This window comes from Pedobacter borealis DSM 19626 (assembly GCF_000708285.2).
Lineage (GTDB): Bacteria > Bacteroidota > Bacteroidia > Sphingobacteriales > Sphingobacteriaceae > Pedobacter > Pedobacter borealis.
The window spans coordinates 39,766-55,825 of record NZ_JAUG01000001.1 but is presented as its reverse complement, the minus strand read 5'-3'; the positions used below and the strand labels follow the sequence as shown (position 1 = coordinate 55,825).

General features: G+C 37.3%; 12 protein-coding genes. 8 read left to right on the top strand and 4 right to left on the bottom strand.

Annotated features, from left to right (window positions below):
* The first annotated feature begins 223 nt into the window (after window positions 1–223).
* The 4 genes from carA to AW17_RS00200 all read left to right on the top strand — a co-directional run bounded on the left by carA (window position 224) and on the right by AW17_RS00200 (window position 4,357).
* Window positions 224–1,336: a glutamine-hydrolyzing carbamoyl-phosphate synthase small subunit gene (carA, locus tag AW17_RS00215; protein ID WP_029274052.1), complete on the top strand. Its 1,113-nt coding sequence runs from the start codon at window positions 224–226 to the stop codon at window positions 1,334–1,336.
* A gap of 228 nt (window positions 1,337–1,564) precedes the next feature.
* Window positions 1,565–2,329, top strand: a complete 765-nt coding sequence (locus AW17_RS00210; RefSeq protein WP_029274051.1) for an ABC transporter ATP-binding protein — start codon at window positions 1,565–1,567, stop codon at window positions 2,327–2,329.
* Between the two features lie 86 nt (window positions 2,330–2,415).
* A complete protein-coding gene (locus AW17_RS00205) occupies window positions 2,416–3,537 on the top strand; it encodes an ABC transporter permease (RefSeq protein WP_051691550.1) in 1,122 nt (373 codons plus the stop codon).
* A 136-nt stretch (window positions 3,538–3,673) separates the two neighbouring features.
* Window positions 3,674–4,357 carry an XAC2610-related protein gene (locus AW17_RS00200; protein WP_051691549.1) on the top strand — a complete coding sequence of 228 codons (684 nt, stop codon included), beginning with the start codon at window positions 3,674–3,676 and terminating at the stop codon, window positions 4,355–4,357.
* Between the two features lie 297 nt (window positions 4,358–4,654).
* Here the strand turns inward: AW17_RS00200 and AW17_RS00195 are convergent, their stop codons facing one another.
* From AW17_RS00195 to kbl, 4 genes are all read right to left on the bottom strand, one after another.
* Window positions 4,655–5,230, bottom strand: coding sequence for a TetR/AcrR family transcriptional regulator (locus AW17_RS00195; RefSeq protein ID WP_029274048.1), 576 nt, complete (start codon window positions 5,228–5,230; stop codon window positions 4,655–4,657).
* 1 nt (window position 5,231) lies between these two features.
* Window positions 5,232–5,642 (bottom strand): Rieske (2Fe-2S) protein, encoded by a 411-nt coding sequence (locus AW17_RS00190; RefSeq protein ID WP_029274047.1) that lies wholly within the window; start codon window positions 5,640–5,642, stop codon window positions 5,232–5,234.
* The gene (gene pheS / locus AW17_RS00185; RefSeq protein WP_029274046.1) at window positions 5,642–6,682 is read right to left on the bottom strand and encodes a phenylalanine--tRNA ligase subunit alpha; all 1,041 of its coding nucleotides are present in this window, start codon (window positions 6,680–6,682) and stop codon (window positions 5,642–5,644) included. Before pheS ends, AW17_RS00190 begins: the two co-directional genes overlap by 1 nt.
* A gap of 147 nt (window positions 6,683–6,829) precedes the next feature.
* The gene (gene kbl, locus AW17_RS00180) at window positions 6,830–8,017 is read right to left on the bottom strand and encodes a glycine C-acetyltransferase (RefSeq protein ID WP_029274045.1); all 1,188 of its coding nucleotides are present in this window, start codon (window positions 8,015–8,017) and stop codon (window positions 6,830–6,832) included.
* A 518-nt stretch (window positions 8,018–8,535) separates the two neighbouring features.
* On the opposite strand from kbl, the gene AW17_RS00175 reads away from it, so the two are divergent.
* From AW17_RS00175 to AW17_RS00160, 4 genes are all read left to right on the top strand, one after another.
* On the top strand, window positions 8,536–10,983 hold the full coding sequence (locus tag AW17_RS00175) for a DUF5686 and carboxypeptidase regulatory-like domain-containing protein (protein WP_029274044.1): 2,448 nt from the start codon (window positions 8,536–8,538) through the stop codon (window positions 10,981–10,983).
* 327 nt (window positions 10,984–11,310) lie between these two features.
* Window positions 11,311–12,246 (top strand): oxygen-dependent tRNA uridine(34) hydroxylase TrhO, encoded by a 936-nt coding sequence (gene trhO, locus AW17_RS00170; protein ID WP_029274042.1) that lies wholly within the window; start codon window positions 11,311–11,313, stop codon window positions 12,244–12,246.
* Between the two features lie 139 nt (window positions 12,247–12,385).
* Entirely contained in the window at window positions 12,386–12,736 is a 351-nt protein-coding gene (locus AW17_RS00165; protein ID WP_029274041.1) for a four helix bundle protein, read from the top strand.
* A 174-nt stretch (window positions 12,737–12,910) separates the two neighbouring features.
* Window positions 12,911–15,790, top strand: a complete 2,880-nt coding sequence (locus AW17_RS00160; protein WP_029274040.1) for a triple tyrosine motif-containing protein — start codon at window positions 12,911–12,913, stop codon at window positions 15,788–15,790.
* Window positions 15,791–16,060: the final 270 nt, after the last annotated feature.

The window sequence follows — 16,060 nt, the reverse complement described above, 5'->3', positions numbered from 1 at the left end:
TTGAGGCATAAGGTTTAAGCTTGAGCAACCTTACGCCCTACACCTTAAACCTTTCACCTTATTTCACTTTTCTCTTTACATTTCCAATCTAAAACTCTATCTTTGTACCCCGAAATGGAAGGGATATATTCATCTTTTTTTGCACCCAGCAAAAACGGCTTTAATGCCGAAAGCCATTCTTTTTTCAACTCTTTTTTAAATCAAAATCCATATTGTAATTACCATGACTAACTACACCAAGTTACCTGCGATTTTATTACTGGCCGATGGCACAGTTTTTTACGGCAAAGCGGCCGGAAAAATTGGCACCACTACTGGCGAAATTTGTTTTAATACCGGGATGACAGGTTACCAGGAAATTTTTACTGATCCAAGTTATTTTGGCCAGATAATGGTTACCACCAATGCGCATATTGGTAATTACGGTATCCACAAAGATGAAATCGAATCAGGTTCGATTAAAATTGCTGGTTTAGTCTGCAAAAATTACAACATCGTTTATAGCCGTAAAGAAGCAACAGAATCGATTCAGGATTATTTTCAGAACGACAATCTGGTTGCCATTTCTGATATCGACACACGTGCATTGGTTCGCCACATTAGAGATAAAGGCGCAATGAATGCGATTATTTCTTCTGAGATTACGGATTTAGAAGAATTAAAACAAAAATTAGCCGAAGTACCTTCAATGGAAGGTTTAGAGCTTTCATCTAAAGTAAGTACAACCGAGCCTTATTTTTATGGCAACCCTGAAGCGGGCTTAAAAGTGGCGGCTTTAGATTTAGGTATCAAGAAAAATATTTTGCGCAGTTTCGAAAACCGCGATATCTATGTTCAGGTTTTCCCTGCTAAAACTACTTTTGCCGAAATGGAAAAATTCAGCCCTGATGGTTATTTCATTTCTAATGGCCCTGGCGATCCATCAGTGATGCCTTACGCTGTAGAAACAATCAAAGATATTCTAGCGGTAAATAAACCAATGTTCGGGATCTGTTTAGGTCACCAGTTATTGGCCGAAGCTAATGGTATCGGCACCATGAAAATGTTTAACGGTCACCGTGGATTAAACCATCCGGTAAAAAACATTATCAAAAACCACTGCGAGGTTACTTCACAAAACCACGGTTTTGGTGTAATTCCTGATGAGGTTAGAAACTCTGATAAAGTAGAGATTACCCACGTTAACTTAAACGATAAATCGATCGAGGGTATCCGTGTTAAAGGCAAAAAGGCATTTTCGGTTCAATATCACCCAGAGTCTTCACCAGGTCCACACGATTCGCGATACTTATTCGACGATTTTGTTGATGTAATGAAAGGCGATCTGGTTTGGTAGTGTTAAGGTAGAAGGTTGGAAGGCGGAGGGTTTAAGGTTGAAAGACTAAAGCTTAAAGGCCAAAATACAATAATACGATCTGCGGATTTGCGGCAAGAATAAGCCGCCGATCCGCAGATTTCTTTTATAATCTATTTTCGCCTGCATAAAACATCATTTTACCGACATTTTCGGCTATGTACTCAAAAATTCATTCCCAATTCATTTAAAGCTGCTTACATTCGCAATATGGAAACAAAAAAAGCCATTATCAGCGTTAAAAACCTGGTAAAAAAATACGATGATTTCGTGGCCGTTCAAGGGCTTAGCTTTGAAGTTTACGAGCATGAGATTTTTGGTCTGCTTGGTCCTAATGGCGCCGGAAAAACCACTACCCTCGAAATTATTGAAACCCTAAGGGATAAAACCTCCGGCGAAATTATCGTTAATGGCTTTTCTGTCGACAAGCAGCCGCAGGATATTAAACAGATTATCGGTGTACAGCTACAAGCAGCTGGTTATTATCCAAATCTGAATCTCATCGAACTGATCGAACTTTTTGCTGGTTTATATGGTGCCAGCATCAAACCGATGGAAATGCTGGAGAAAGTAAACCTTCAGGATAAGGCCAAAGCCAAATACAAAGCACTTTCTGGCGGTCAGAAACAGCGCTTCTCCATAGCCACTACATTAATCAACCAACCCAAAATTATTTTTTTGGATGAGCCCACAACAGGCTTAGATCCACAGGCCAGAAGAAATCTCTGGGATCTGATTATCGAAATCCGCAATGCAGGCACCACTGTTGTAATTACCACGCACTATATGGACGAGGCGGAGCAACTTTGCGATCGCGTTGCTTTTGTAGAACGCGGGCAGATTATCGCGCTGGATACTCCTGATAATTTAATAGATAAATTAGTGAGCAGTGGTTTTGAACGTAAAAAAGAGGTTAAAAAGGCCAATCTGGAAGATGTTTTCATCAACCTTACCGGCCAGGAATGGAGAGAATAAGCCACCCCCTAACCCCCTGAAGGGGGCTTGAAACCTAGTGTCTAATACATTTTTTTTTAAAAAAAACAAAATCCAGCAGAATTAATATGCAAAAAGATATACACGACAGAAATTCAAACTCCCCTTCAGGGGCTGGGGGTTATAGTAACCTTATCGCGACCCTTGCCCTTGCCAAAGCGAGTTTCCGGTCAATTATGCGGAGCCCATCGGCAGTGGTATTTACGCTTGCTTTTCCTTTGATATTTATTTTAGTCTTCGGATTTTTAGGTGGCGGAGGAACACGCATCGATGTGGGCGTAACACCAGGCGCTGATGTAAACAACCCGGTAATGGGCATGTTGGAAAAAACAGGAATGATCCGCCTGGTTAAAGATAAATCGAAAGCTGAGTTTGATAAACTGTTAGAAAAAGGCAATGTTGATGCCATGATTGATGTTCACAGAAAAGTCAATTCAGCTGCTTATTCGGTCAACGTAGTTTACACCTCCGCATCAAGAGATAAAGGCGGGATTTTAAAATCAGTTTTAAACAATATTTTTTACGATAAAACATTAAAACCGACAGTAGCAGAGATAAAAGAAAGCACCATTACTGGCCGCGAATATAAAACCATCGATTTTATACTTCCTGGGCAATTAGGTTTCTCGCTATTAAGCACGGGTGTTTTCGGGACTGCATTCGTATTTTTAAGTCTACGCCAAACCCTGGTTATTAAACGCTTTTTTGCTACACCTGTAAAGCGTTCGAGCATTGTAATCGGCGAAGGTATTGCCCGCATTGGTTTTGCCTTAATTGGTGCGTTGTTTATCATTTTAATAGGTCATTTCTTTTTTGGTTTTACACTCGTCCATGGTGCGCTCACCGTCGTCAATATGCTCATACTGGCTACGCTTGGTGTGATTGTTTTTATGGGCTTTGGTTTTATCATTTCAGGCATTGCTAAAAACGAAAGTATGGTACCACCCATCTCGAACATCGTCACTTTACCGCAGTTTTTACTATCAGGGACATTCTTTTCTATCGAGGCTTTTCCTAGCTGGTTACAGCCCATTAGCAGAGCATTACCCTTGACCTATTTAAACGATGCCATGCGCAAAGTGGCTTTTGAAGGCTTGGGCTTATGGGACGTTAAATTCCAAATTATGATCTTATTGCTTTGGGGCATTGGTATTTATGCTGTTGCAGTAAAAGTATTCAAATGGGAATAACTGAAAAAAGAAGGTAGAGATTGGCTTACCACAAAATCGGCAGTTCAAAGCTATATCAAAACACGAAAAAGAAAACGTTAACCTTTTTTAACTTTTTACAGACTGATATTGATGTAATTTTACCGAAAAATATTTAATGAAAAGTTTGATTATCTTTTGCAGTATTTTATTAATTGCCAATACTTCAAAAGCACAGTTTAAATTCTTAGCTAATAACAGCTCTGACCAATACAAGGCCAAAATTTTTGTTGATAAATGCGAAGGTAACGCTTGTAGCGGAAAAGCTACAATTATTATTTACGATAAAATCACAGATAGAGAAGTAGACACCTTCCATTCTGAAGATTTAGATTTTGGCTTAACTGAAACCCAAAATGCCAAACTTGGATGGCTCGATCTGGGCAAATACCAAACACCTTTAATTTTTGGCGATTTTAATTTTGACGGCTCTGAAGATATTGCGATAAGAAACGGTAATAATGGCGCTTATGCCAGTCCATCTTACAACATTTATTTATCATCAAAAGAAAATAAGTTTTTACTGAATAAAGAACTTACTAAACTGGCAAGCGAAAACCTGGGCATGTTCGATATTGATAAAAAAACAAAGCAGATTGCCATCCACCAAAAAGATGGATGCTGTTTTGACAAAACCATCAATTATAAATATGATACTAAAAATGTGCTTTACGAAGATTCATCGGTAATTGAAGATTCGAGTATTGCAGATAATGTTACGGTGATTACGCAAAAACTGGTTGATGGAAAAATAAAAAGAACTGTGCAAAAATTTAAGATGAAAGATTATTATAATCAATAAGTCGATTTTTTTAACCACAGATACAGACATATAAACGCGGATTTATGCGTTTACCCCCTTTTTATCTTTTTCTAGTGGAGTGTCTCGTTACGATATACCAATAAGTTTATTGAGTGTCTTAGTGGGGATGTTAAGACCAGATTCAGGTTGTATCATAAATATAGATTTGTCATCCTGAGCTTGTCGAAGGACCTTTTTAAATACTCTTTAAGGTGTTTCGACAGGCTCAACATGACAGCATCTGGGCTAAAATCGTCTTAATACACCCTCATGACGACGCCTTATTCAGCTTATAAACTAAAGTGCGGCTTTTACCAAAAATGGCAATATTTCTTTCTGGAAACTTACAAAGTTCTTACGGACATCAGAATCGCTAACTGAGGTAAATGCGAATGAAAATACTATGCTCTTACTGGCTTTCAGCAGAAAGGCCAATCCTTCTCTCCTGGCAGGGTTATTTTTAAAGTTATCCAATTGCAGGTAAGCGGCTAACAACAAAGCCTCTAGCTGATCTGATAAATGTTTTAAAAACTCCTGTGAGTTTGCGTTTTCGCGAACAAAATCCCAGCCGATAAATTCGTTACACGCCGTAAAAGATAAACGGCTGGTTTTCATCACCAATGCTTTTAAATGTTCTTCTTCTGATGCGTAGCTTAATTTATTATGCAGGATTTCGTGAAGATTCTGATCAAGGTAATCCATCAATATACTATCCAGCACCTGTTCTTTACTTTCGAAATATTTGTAAATTGTTGCTTTGGCAATACGCGCCTTTTTAGCAATTTCGTTTACACTGGTTTTATGGTAACCGTATTTTCTAAATAGTTCTTTGGCAGCCTTTTTTACTGTTTCTTTTATTTTTTCAGCTTCCATTTTAATTGCTTACGTGTAATAGTGTGTTGCCTTGCAAAGAAACATTGTATGCTTTTAAGCTTCTTTCTGCGGGTGCTTTTTGTGGACTACCATCAAGCAGTGAAAATTTTGCGCCAGAACATGGATCAGTTGCGGTAAACCCACTGTCATCAGGCACTATTTTACAAATTTTCTCTGGATTTACGGTACTGCAACGATCAAATGCTACATAATTGTTGGATGATATCCTCACAATAATTAAACCGCCAACACCCCGATCAGCAACTAGCATAACATTATCTTTTTGTTTAATGGAAAACTCTTGAAGTGTTACATTATAATTTACCGGCACATCAGGAATGTAACCTTCATCCTTACCACAGCCTGTGGCAATTAAGAGTACAAACAATATGCTATATAAATACTTCATCATTAAATTAAAGCAGATTTAAATTGCTTTAAGAAACGCGCATCGTTTTCAGAGAACAAACGCAGATCTTTAATTTCGTATTTCAGGTTGGTAATACGTTCTATTCCCATTCCAAATGCAAAACCGCTATATTTTTTCGAATCGATACCACAGTTTTCCAAAACATTGGGATCTACCATACCACAGCCCAAAATCTCTACCCAACCGCTGTATTTACAAAATTGGCAACCTGCCCCTTTACAAATGGTACATGAAATATCCATCTCTGCAGATGGCTCTGTAAAAGGAAAATATGATGGACGGAAACGCACTTTTGTACCTTCTCCGTATAATTCCTGAACGAAATAAAATAAAGTTTGCTTTAAATCGGCAAATGAAACGTTTTCATCAACATACAAACCTTCTACCTGATGGAAAAAGCAGTGTGCACGTGCAGAAATGGCCTCGTTACGGTAAACACGACCTGGCATAATTGCCCTGAACGGCGGCTGGCCCTGCTCCATCATGCGCACCTGCACAGAAGAAGTATGCGTACGCAGTGCGATATCGCCTTTTTCTCCACCTTTTTTAATGAAGAAAGTATCTTGCATATCTCTTGCAGGATGCTCTTCAGGGAAGTTTAGTGCAGAGAAGTTATGCCAATCATCTTCAATTTCAGGACCTTCTGCAACTGTAAAACCAAGTTTAGCAAAAATTTCTACAATTTCTCTACGCACTAAGGCTAAAGGATGGCGTGAGCCAATCTCGAAACCTTCACCCGGTAAAGTTAAATCCTGTTGTGCGTTTTCAGTTTTCACCTCAGCACTTTCCGTAGATTCTTTTAAGGTGAGGTATTTTGATTCGGCAAGCTGCTTAAACTCATTTAAAACTTTACCTAACGATCTTTTTTCTTCAACAGAAACAGATTTGAATTCGTCGAAAATCTCTTTGATTACGCCTTTACTTCCTAAATACTTGATGCGGAATTGCTCTAACTCGTCTGCTTTTTCAGTTACGAAAGCATTAATTTTATCGGTATATTGTGTTATTTTGTCCTGTAACATGGCTTCAAATATACGGCAAATTATCCAATAATTTCAGGGTTGATGAGTTCAAATAATCTGTTTACAATACCATTATAAAAGAAAATGAACCCATAAACTATAAAAGCCGCTTAAGCGGCTTTTATAGTTATCGTAGATATATAGGTTTTAAATTACACCTAACTCTTTACCTATTTTGGTAAATGCAGCAATCGCTTTATCTAAGTGATGTTGCTCATGTCCGGCTGATAATTGTACACGGATTCTCGCTTTGCCTTGAGGCACAACAGGATAAAAGAACCCGATTACATAAATACCTTCTTCTAACATTTTAGCAGCAAATTGTTGTGCAATTTTTGCATCGTACAACATTACCGGAACAATTGGATGGAAACCTGGTTTAATATCGAAACCAGCTGCAGTCATTTTTTCACGGAAATACTTGGTATTGTTTTCTAATTTATCTCTTAACGACGTGGTTTCACTTAACATATCTAATACTGCGATAGATGCCCCTGCAATTGCTGGTGCTAAGGTATTAGAGAATAAATATGGACGTGAACGTTGGCGCAACATATCAACGATTTCTTTTTTACCTGAAGTAAAACCGCCAGATGCACCACCTAAAGCTTTACCTAAAGTACCGGTAATGATATCGATACGGTCCATTACGTTGAAGTGTTCGTGTGTTCCGCGGCCATTTTTACCGATAAAACCTGTACAATGCGATTCATCGATCATAATCAAGGCTTCATATTTATCAGCCAGATCTGCAATTTTATCCAGCGGAGCAACTGATCCGTCCATAGAGAAAGCACCATCGGTAACAATGATTCTATGTCTGCAATCTTTAGCAGCAATTAACTGTTTTTCCAAATCCTCCATATCTGCATTTTTATAACGGAAACGTTGTGCTTTACACAATCTAACACCATCGATAATTGATGCGTGATTTAATTCATCAGAAATAATGGCATCTTCTGCATTAAATAATGGTTCAAAAACACCGCCATTGGCATCAAATGCAGCAGCATACAAAATGGTATCTTCTGTACCTAAAAATTTAGAAATTTTAGCCTCCAATTCTTTGTGTACATCTTGCGTACCGCAAATAAAGCGTACCGAAGACATTCCATAACCATGATCGTCGATCGCTTTTTTAGCCGCTTCTATCACATTTGGATGAGAAGAGAGCCCTAAATAATTATTTGCGCAAAAGTTAACTACTTCAGCACCGCCACTTACTTTAATGTCGGCACCCTGAGGGGTAATAATAATACGTTCGCGTTTAAATAATCCAGCGTTTTCGATTTCTTCAAGTTCTTTCTGAAGAACAGGTTGTAATGTTTTATACATGGCCTTTTTATATGGTTAATTTTACGCCCAAAGTTATAAAAAAAAGTCTTTACAGACCTAAAAAGGCAATTTTAACAACATACTTTAGAGACAAACGTTTGATTAGTTGGCTAATGGTGATTACGTTTTATTATTCTGAAAAAAATTAAGAGCCTGTTTAAATTTGATACAATTATTTTACTTATCTAACATTTTTGTCACACTGAGGTTTTTTTCATTTTGTGGCGTTTTAATCAAGTTTTCTGTTAAGACGGTCGTCACCCTGAATTTATTTCAGGGTCTTTCACGCTAAAAAGATGCTGAAATAAATTCAGCAGGACGATAAAGCGGGATTAGGCGTAAATAAGATATAATTTTCAGCAAATAATTATCGAACTCAGGTTACTAATAATTTATAATGAAATTTAAACAGGCTCTAATATCATCCCATTTTTTTTTCAATCTTAACAAACTTTAACACCCCCCTATATGTATAGTCTTAAAAGTTATTCGATATTTATAGCTTACTAATCTAATTTATGATAAGAATTTGCGCGCTCCTATTTTTTTGTGGCCTCACCAATTTTGTTTTTGCTCAACAATTTACGATCACAGGTATAGTTAAGGATACCAACGGACAGCCTGTTCCTTTTGCATCGGTTTATTTAAAAAACACCACTACCGGCACGTCTGCAAATGTTGACGGGAGATATTCGATGAAGCTAAAAACGGGAGAATACACATTAAATTTCAGGGCAGTGGGCTATAAACAGCAGGAGCATATCATCAACCTTACCGATGATATTTCGCTCAATATAACCCTAACATCTGAAAGTTATACTTTAGAAAATGTAAACATCAGGGCAAATGCCGAAGATCCGGCTTATGCCATTATCCGTAAAACCATCAAACAGAGAAAAACACATCTAAATGAAGTTAAGGAATTTAGTTGCGATGTTTACATTAAAGGCGTACAACGTTTAAGGGGTGCCCCTAAAAAGTTTTTCGGTGGGGATATCCAAAAAGTTTTGGAGCTCGATACCAATCGAAAAGGCATCATTTATTTATCAGAATCGCAGAGTAAGTTTAATTTTAGAAGGCCTAATGATGTACACGAAGAAATGATTTCATCAAAAGTTGCCGGAAGAAACAATGCTTTCAGTTTTAATAAAGCATCTGATCTCATCATTAATTTTTATGATAATTACCTGCTCGAAAACAAATTAAGCACCAGGGGCTTCATTTCGCCAATTGCAGACAATGCCCTGTTTTACTATAAATACAAGTTGCTTGGCGAAACCAAAGAGAATGGAGAACTGATCCACAAAATAGAGGTCGTCCCCCGTCGTGAAAATGATCCTGTGTTTAGGGGAATTATATACATTATTGATGGCAGCTGGAGAATTTACAATACCGATGTTTATTTAACTAAAAAATCGGGCATCAACTTTATCGATACCTTAAACATCAGCCAACAATTTACCAAGGTTAAGGAGGTTTATATGCCTACCGCCATCAATTTTCAATTTGCGGGTAATGTGTTAGGCTTTAAAATTGCAGGCTATTTTGTTGGTATTTATGGCAATTACAATGTTGACCCTAAGTTTCCTAAAAACTTTTTCAATGGCGAAATATTGAAAATAACTGAAATGGTGAACAAAAAAGACTCTACCTACTGGACAAACAATAGGCCGATTCCTTTAACGGGTGATGAAAAGCTTAATTACGTTAAAAAAGATAGTATTGCTAAATTAAAGGAATCGAAAAAGTATCTCGATTCACTAGAAAAAGACAACAATAAGTTTGGTATCCGCAAATTACTGCTAAGAGGATATAGTGTTAACGATCGCTATGATAAGGAATACTGGTCTTTCGATCCGGTACTTAAAGCCATATTTTACAACACTGTAGAAGGTTTTGCAGTAAAATATGGGCTTACGTACAGAAAGGATTTCGAGAATAGAAGATCTTATTCTATCCGGCCTGAACTGAGGTATGGTTTTGCCAACCAAAAACTTACCGGAAGTTTAACCGGAAGTTACTATTACAATCCGCTTAAAAGGGCCAGTATAGGTGCATCGTTCGGAAATGGCATTTTTGACCTAAATAATCTGGGCTCAATGACTGCATTAGGCAATACCATTAACTCATTGCTTTACGAAAAAAACTTCTCGAAATTTTACGAGAAAAGCTTCATTAACATTAACACAACCAGGGAACTGGCAACAGGATTACAGGGAAGTGCAAGTGTAGATTATAGCAGGAACAAAAATTTAATCAATAACGCTACATTTAAGTTTATCGATGCCAAGGATAGGGAATTTACGTCGAACAATCCTTTTAGTCCAACTATAGAAACGCCACTTTTTCCTACGTACAACTCGCTAAGTGCAACTGTGAGTTTAACCTACACCATCGGTCAGAAATACATTACCCGTCCGGATGGTAAGTTTTATACTGAATCTCATTTTCCTAGAATTACGGTATTGTATAAAAAAGGATTTAACAACGTTTTAAATAGCGATGTTGATTACGATTTTGTAAAAGCAGAAGTTTATCAGGATAGAATTAGCCTAGGGTTATTGGGCTATAGTTCATTTTTGGTTGGGGCAGGAAAGTTTCTTAATAATGCAAAGATGTATTATCCTGATTTCAAACATTTTTCAGGTAACATTTCTACCATCTTCCCTCCTAATATAAGAAAGTTTCAATATTTAGATTTTTATCAGTTTAGCACCAATCAACAATACTTCGAAGCGCATTTAGAGCATAACTTTGCAGGCTTTTTCACAAATAAAGTGCCGTTACTGCGTAAAGCTAAATTGGAAGAATTTATTGGGGGTGGCTATTTGTCTTCTCCAGAAAAAAGAAATTATAAAGAATTTTATTTCGGCTTCCAGCGCCTGGTATTAAGGGCCAGTTATGGCTTTGCTTACGACGGTGCCCGCAAATTAACACAAGGATTTAGAATAGCTTACACCTTATAATAAGGTTTAAGGTATAGGGTATAAGACGTAAGGTTTACTGAACCAATTTTAGCTATTTTCCTAAACAGGGAAGATTCTGAAATCAGGAGTTAAAAACCTTCCACCTTACCTTCTACCTTATATCTTTTTTAGCTTACGCCTTATAATAAGGTTTAAGGTATAGGGTATAAGGCGTAAGGTTTACTGAACCAATTTTAGCTATTTTCCTAAACAGGGAAGATTCTGAAATCAGGAGTTAAAAACCTTCCACCTTACCTTCTACCTTATATCTTTTTTTACTATCTTTGCCTCGCTTTAAACGCCGTTTGCAACGGTATCAACAGCGTTATGGAAAAATATCAAACACTACTTTACTATTGCTATAGTTACATAGCAGAGGCAGAACAATTTGCTGCCGATCACCTTAAATTTTGTAAATCATTAGGTTTAGTTGGCCGGATTATCGTTGCTGATGAAGGTTTAAACGGCACTGTTTCTGGCACTGTTGAGGCTTGCGACGCTTACATGAAAGCCGTACATGCCGATGAAAGGTTTGCAACAACAGCGTTTAAAATTGATGATGTTGAGGAGCCATCGTTCCTGAAAATGCACTGCCGTTATAAATCCGAAATTGTTCATTCTGGTTTAAGAGATACCTCGATTATTAATCCGAATGAAAAAACAGGCAAACATTTAGAGCCTGTAGATTTCATGAAAATGAAAGATGATGAGGATGTAATTATCCTGGATGTCCGCTCCAATTATGAACACAATCTTGGTAAATTTAAAAATGCATTAACACTCGATATCGAGAATTTCCGCGATTTCCCTGAACAGATCAATCAACTTGCCCAATATAAAGACAAGAAAATATTAACCTATTGTACCGGAGGTATTAAATGCGAAAAAGCTTCTGCTTTGCTTTTACACCATGGCTTTAACGATGTTTACCAATTACATGGTGGCATTATTAAATATGGAAAAGAAGCGGGTGGAAAGGATTTTGAAGGTAAGTGTTATGTTTTCGACAATCGCATTGCTGTTGATGTAAATGCGGTAAACCCTACCATTGTTTCAGTTTGTTATAACTGTGGTAAAACTACCCCTAAAATGATCAACTGCGCCAATCCGGAATGTAATGAGCACATTACCCAATGCGATGAATGCGGTGATCAGCTTCAGGGCTGTTGCTCAGTGGAGTGCACTACCAATCCACGCAAGCGCCCTTACGATGGCACAGGCTATTATGTAAAGGTTCCGCAGCCGGTAGCAGTGAAAAGTTAAACCGTGCTTATTGCCTATTAGTTGATGGTCAATAGCCATATTTCGCAGCCTATTCGTTAATAGTCAAAGAGTTAATAACTATAAAATTAAAGACCATAATGTTGAGAGAGATAATTATATTTATTTCAAATTTAACATTATGGCTTTCAAATTTGAAGAATTAAAGGTTTGGCAGGTTTCATTAAAACTCAGTAACGAAATAGATATTATAGCAAAAAGTTTTCCTAGGATAGAACTTTTCAGTTTAGCTAATCAAATTAAGAAAGCAGCTGATTCAGTAAACCTTAATATTGCCGAAGGTTGCATGGGACAATCAAAAGCTGAATTTTCAAGATTCTTAACTTATTCTGTCCGCTCTGGATTGGAGGTGGTAAGTTGCTTATTTATGGCTTTCTCCAGAGATTATATTGCAGAGGCCGAGTTTAAAAGACTTTATGCTGAATACGAACAACTTTGTAAGATGATTTCTAAGTTAAAAAATTCATTGTGAGGTTAAGTCAATATCTAAGGGAAATGGGAAATGGCAAATAGCTATGAACTATACGCCATTAACTATGGACCATTGACTATCAACCAACAGATCTCAATCATTATCTATTAACCACCGTATTAAACAATTTTTCATTTACTTTGTGTATTAATGGCTTTACCTATTAACCATTTTATGCTAAACTATTTCCGGCTCCTATTATTATTATCCTGCTTCGCAATAAATGCCCATGCATCAGAAATTAAAAGCATAGGCGTTCCATATATAGAAAATTATCCAAAATCGGTTTATTCGTCAGGAAACCAGAACTGGAGTGTAGCAAAAGATAAAAATGGTGTGATGTACTTTGGCAATGCTGAAGGACTTTTAACTTTCGATGGCCGCTACTGGCAGAAATATCAGATGCCAAATCGGCAAATTGTTAGATCGGTGGCTACAGATAACAAAGGAAGAATTTATACTGGTAGCTTTGGTGAATTTGGCTTTTGGTCGATTAAAAGCAACAAGTTAACCTATAGTTCACTTACCAATCTTTTGCCAAAAGGAATAAAAATCAATGATGAAGTTTGGAAAATCTATGTAGACCAGGATAGGGTAATCTTTCAATCCTTTTCGAAAATTTTCATCTATAAAAACAACAAAATCGAGGTTGTAAAATCGCCATCTTCCTTTCTGTTTCTTCATAAGGTGAACAAAAGGCACTTAATTGAAGTACTGGAAAAAGGTTTGTTCGAGCTCATTGGCAACAAATTGGTCCACATCCCAAATAGTGAAAAACTTGGCAAAGAAGGAATTCTTTCTATCCTTCCTTACAAAACCAGCGGCCTCATTATCGGTACCAGTAAAAACGGATTATTTACCTATGACGGAAAAGATTTTACGCCGCTAAACACAGCAGCAAATAGCTACCTTAAAACCTACCAACTTAACAATGGAGTAAGTTTATTGGGTAAATATTTTGCTTACGGCACTATCCTTAATGGCCTGATCATTATTGATGAAAATGGAAGAGTTGTGCAGCGGATCAATAAATCGAGCGGTTTACAGAACAATACTGTTTTAAGTTTATATGCCGATAATGAACAAAATCTTTGGACAGGTCTTGATAATGGGATCGACCGTATAGAACTTAACTCTCCTTTATATTTTTATTTTGATAAAACAGGTCAGTTTGGTACTGTTTACTCCAGCATTATCTTTAACAATAAAATTTATCTCGGTACCAATCAAGGTTTATTTTATAGCGAGTGGTCGCCAGATAACCTACTGCCATTTAATTTTCGGTTAATCGCTAATTCGCAAGGGCAGGTATGGGAACTCACCATTATTGATAATGAGCTGATCTGTGGACACAATAGCGGCACATTTAAAGTAAACGGCGATAAAATTGATTGGTTATCGAGATCATCTGGTGGCTGGACAATTAAAAAATTAAACTCAAATCCGAATTACCTTGTTCAAGGCACTTATACCGGGCTTTCGCTCTTTACAGAATCTCCAGCTTCGGGCTTAAAGTTTGCTACAAAAATTGCAGGCTTTGATGCCCCGTCGAGATATGTTGAACAAGACAACAAAGGAGATATCTGGGTAGCACATGCTTATAAAGGTCTGTTTAAATTGAACTTAAGTGCTAATTATACCAGTGTGGTCAGCACCAAGTATTTCGATGAAAAAAATGGTCTTCCCGGCAATTACAACATCAATATTTTCAATTTAGAGAACAAAATTGTTTTTTCTTCTGATGCAGGGTTTTATACCTATGATGAGCTAAGCGACAAGTTTACCAAGTACGAAGCCCTTAACAAAGAGCTTGGTTCTTTCCAATCCTCTAATAAAATTATTAATGCGGGTGGCAAAAAATATTGGTTTATTAATCACGGCAAAACAGCACTGGTTAACTTTAGCGAACCTGGTAAAGTAGAAATAGATTCGAATCAATTCAGCATTTTAGATGGCCGTATGGTTCAATATTACGAGAACATTAGCCGCATCAGCAATTCCATTTATCTGATCAGCGTTGATGATGGGTTCGTAATCTACAATCCTACGGCTCAACTGAGTTTGCAGAAACAAAAATTGCCTGCCGTACTGATCAGGCGTGTAGAAGATATTACCGATAAATTTTCGCTCATCAGCGAAGCTGGAAATGGTGAGGAAGCAACAGAGATCCAAAACAGCCGTAACAATATCCGCATTTCTTATGCATTGCCCTATTACCGACAGGCTAAGGTTAAATATCAGTTTTATTTAGAAGGATATTCTAAGGCCTGGTCTGATTGGAGTTATGCCACACAAAAAGATTTTACCAATTTAAGTGCTGGCAACTATATTTTTAAAGTTAGGGCAAAAATCGATGATACTTCAGTAAGCGGGGAAACCGTTTATTCGTTTACTATTTTGCGTCCATGGTATCTAAATAATTGGGCCATTTTGTGTTATGTTGTTTTATTTGTGGTGGTGTTGATTCTGGGTAAGAAAATTTACGAAAGAAAACTACAGCGGGATAGCCAAAAAATCAGCGACCGCTTACAAGCTGAGCAAGAAGAGATCCTGAAGCAGGAAACAGAGATCAACGAAAAGCAGATCATCAAGCTGCAAACAGAAAAATTACAGGCAGAACTCGCCTCGAAAAATAGAGAACTGGCCAACTCAGCCATGACCCTTGTTTATAAAAACGAGCTGCTCCAAAAGCTGAGTGATGAGATCACCAAATTAAAGGATGAGAATGGGAAAAAACTCTCAGATGATCAAACCCGCAAAATCCAGAAAGTAATTAATGATGGTATGAATGATGAGCGTGATTGGCATTTATTTGAGAATAGTTTTAATGAGGCACACGAAAGTTTCTTTAAAAAATTAAAGGCACAGCATCCCGATCTTGTTCCGAATGATTTGAAACTCTGCGCCTACCTCAGGATGAATATGAGTAGCAAAGAGATGTCATCACTACTAAATATTAGTTTAAGAGGTGTAGAAATCAGAAGATATCGCTTACGCAAAAAGCTCGAAGTACCGCACGATAAAAACCTGACAGAGTTTTTAATGGAACTTTAATCTTGCAGCTAGAATCAAATTAGAGCGGTCAAAAATTGCTCGAACCAGCCTCGGGAACGTTTGCACAAAAAACGATTTTTGGGGCTTTTTCATGTTATCTTACCCAATCGGCACTACATCATTACCTCTCATAGCAAGCTTTCTAGCCCCACAAAATACTTAGTGTTATTTGTACACTTGTGTATTTATTAATGTGATGTTAAAATCTAAAAAACTGCATTTTTAGGCTAAAATGGCATTTGGTTTATTTGATTGAGATACCCCACAGTA

What these genes read in the sequence shown, in the direction of transcription:
- carA (WP_029274052.1), top strand. Translation starts at nt 224, where the DNA reads ATGACTAACTACACCAAGTTACCTGCGATTTTATTACTGGCCGATGGC.
- AW17_RS00210 (WP_029274051.1), top strand. Translation starts at nt 1,565, where the DNA reads ATGGAAACAAAAAAAGCCATTATCAGCGTTAAAAACCTGGTAAAAAAA.
- AW17_RS00205 (WP_051691550.1), top strand. Translation starts at nt 2,416, where the DNA reads ATGCAAAAAGATATACACGACAGAAATTCAAACTCCCCTTCAGGGGCT.
- AW17_RS00200 (WP_051691549.1), top strand. Translation starts at nt 3,674, where the DNA reads ATGAAAAGTTTGATTATCTTTTGCAGTATTTTATTAATTGCCAATACT.
- AW17_RS00195 (WP_029274048.1), bottom strand. Translation starts at nt 5,230, where the DNA reads ATGGAAGCTGAAAAAATAAAAGAAACAGTAAAAAAGGCTGCCAAAGAA.
- AW17_RS00190 (WP_029274047.1), bottom strand. Translation starts at nt 5,642, where the DNA reads ATGATGAAGTATTTATATAGCATATTGTTTGTACTCTTAATTGCCACA.
- pheS (WP_029274046.1), bottom strand. Translation starts at nt 6,682, where the DNA reads ATGTTACAGGACAAAATAACACAATATACCGATAAAATTAATGCTTTC.
- kbl (WP_029274045.1), bottom strand. Translation starts at nt 8,017, where the DNA reads ATGTATAAAACATTACAACCTGTTCTTCAGAAAGAACTTGAAGAAATC.
- AW17_RS00175 (WP_029274044.1), top strand. Translation starts at nt 8,536, where the DNA reads ATGATAAGAATTTGCGCGCTCCTATTTTTTTGTGGCCTCACCAATTTT.
- trhO (WP_029274042.1), top strand. Translation starts at nt 11,311, where the DNA reads ATGGAAAAATATCAAACACTACTTTACTATTGCTATAGTTACATAGCA.
- AW17_RS00165 (WP_029274041.1), top strand. Translation starts at nt 12,386, where the DNA reads ATGGCTTTCAAATTTGAAGAATTAAAGGTTTGGCAGGTTTCATTAAAA.
- AW17_RS00160 (WP_029274040.1), top strand. Translation starts at nt 12,911, where the DNA reads ATGCTAAACTATTTCCGGCTCCTATTATTATTATCCTGCTTCGCAATA.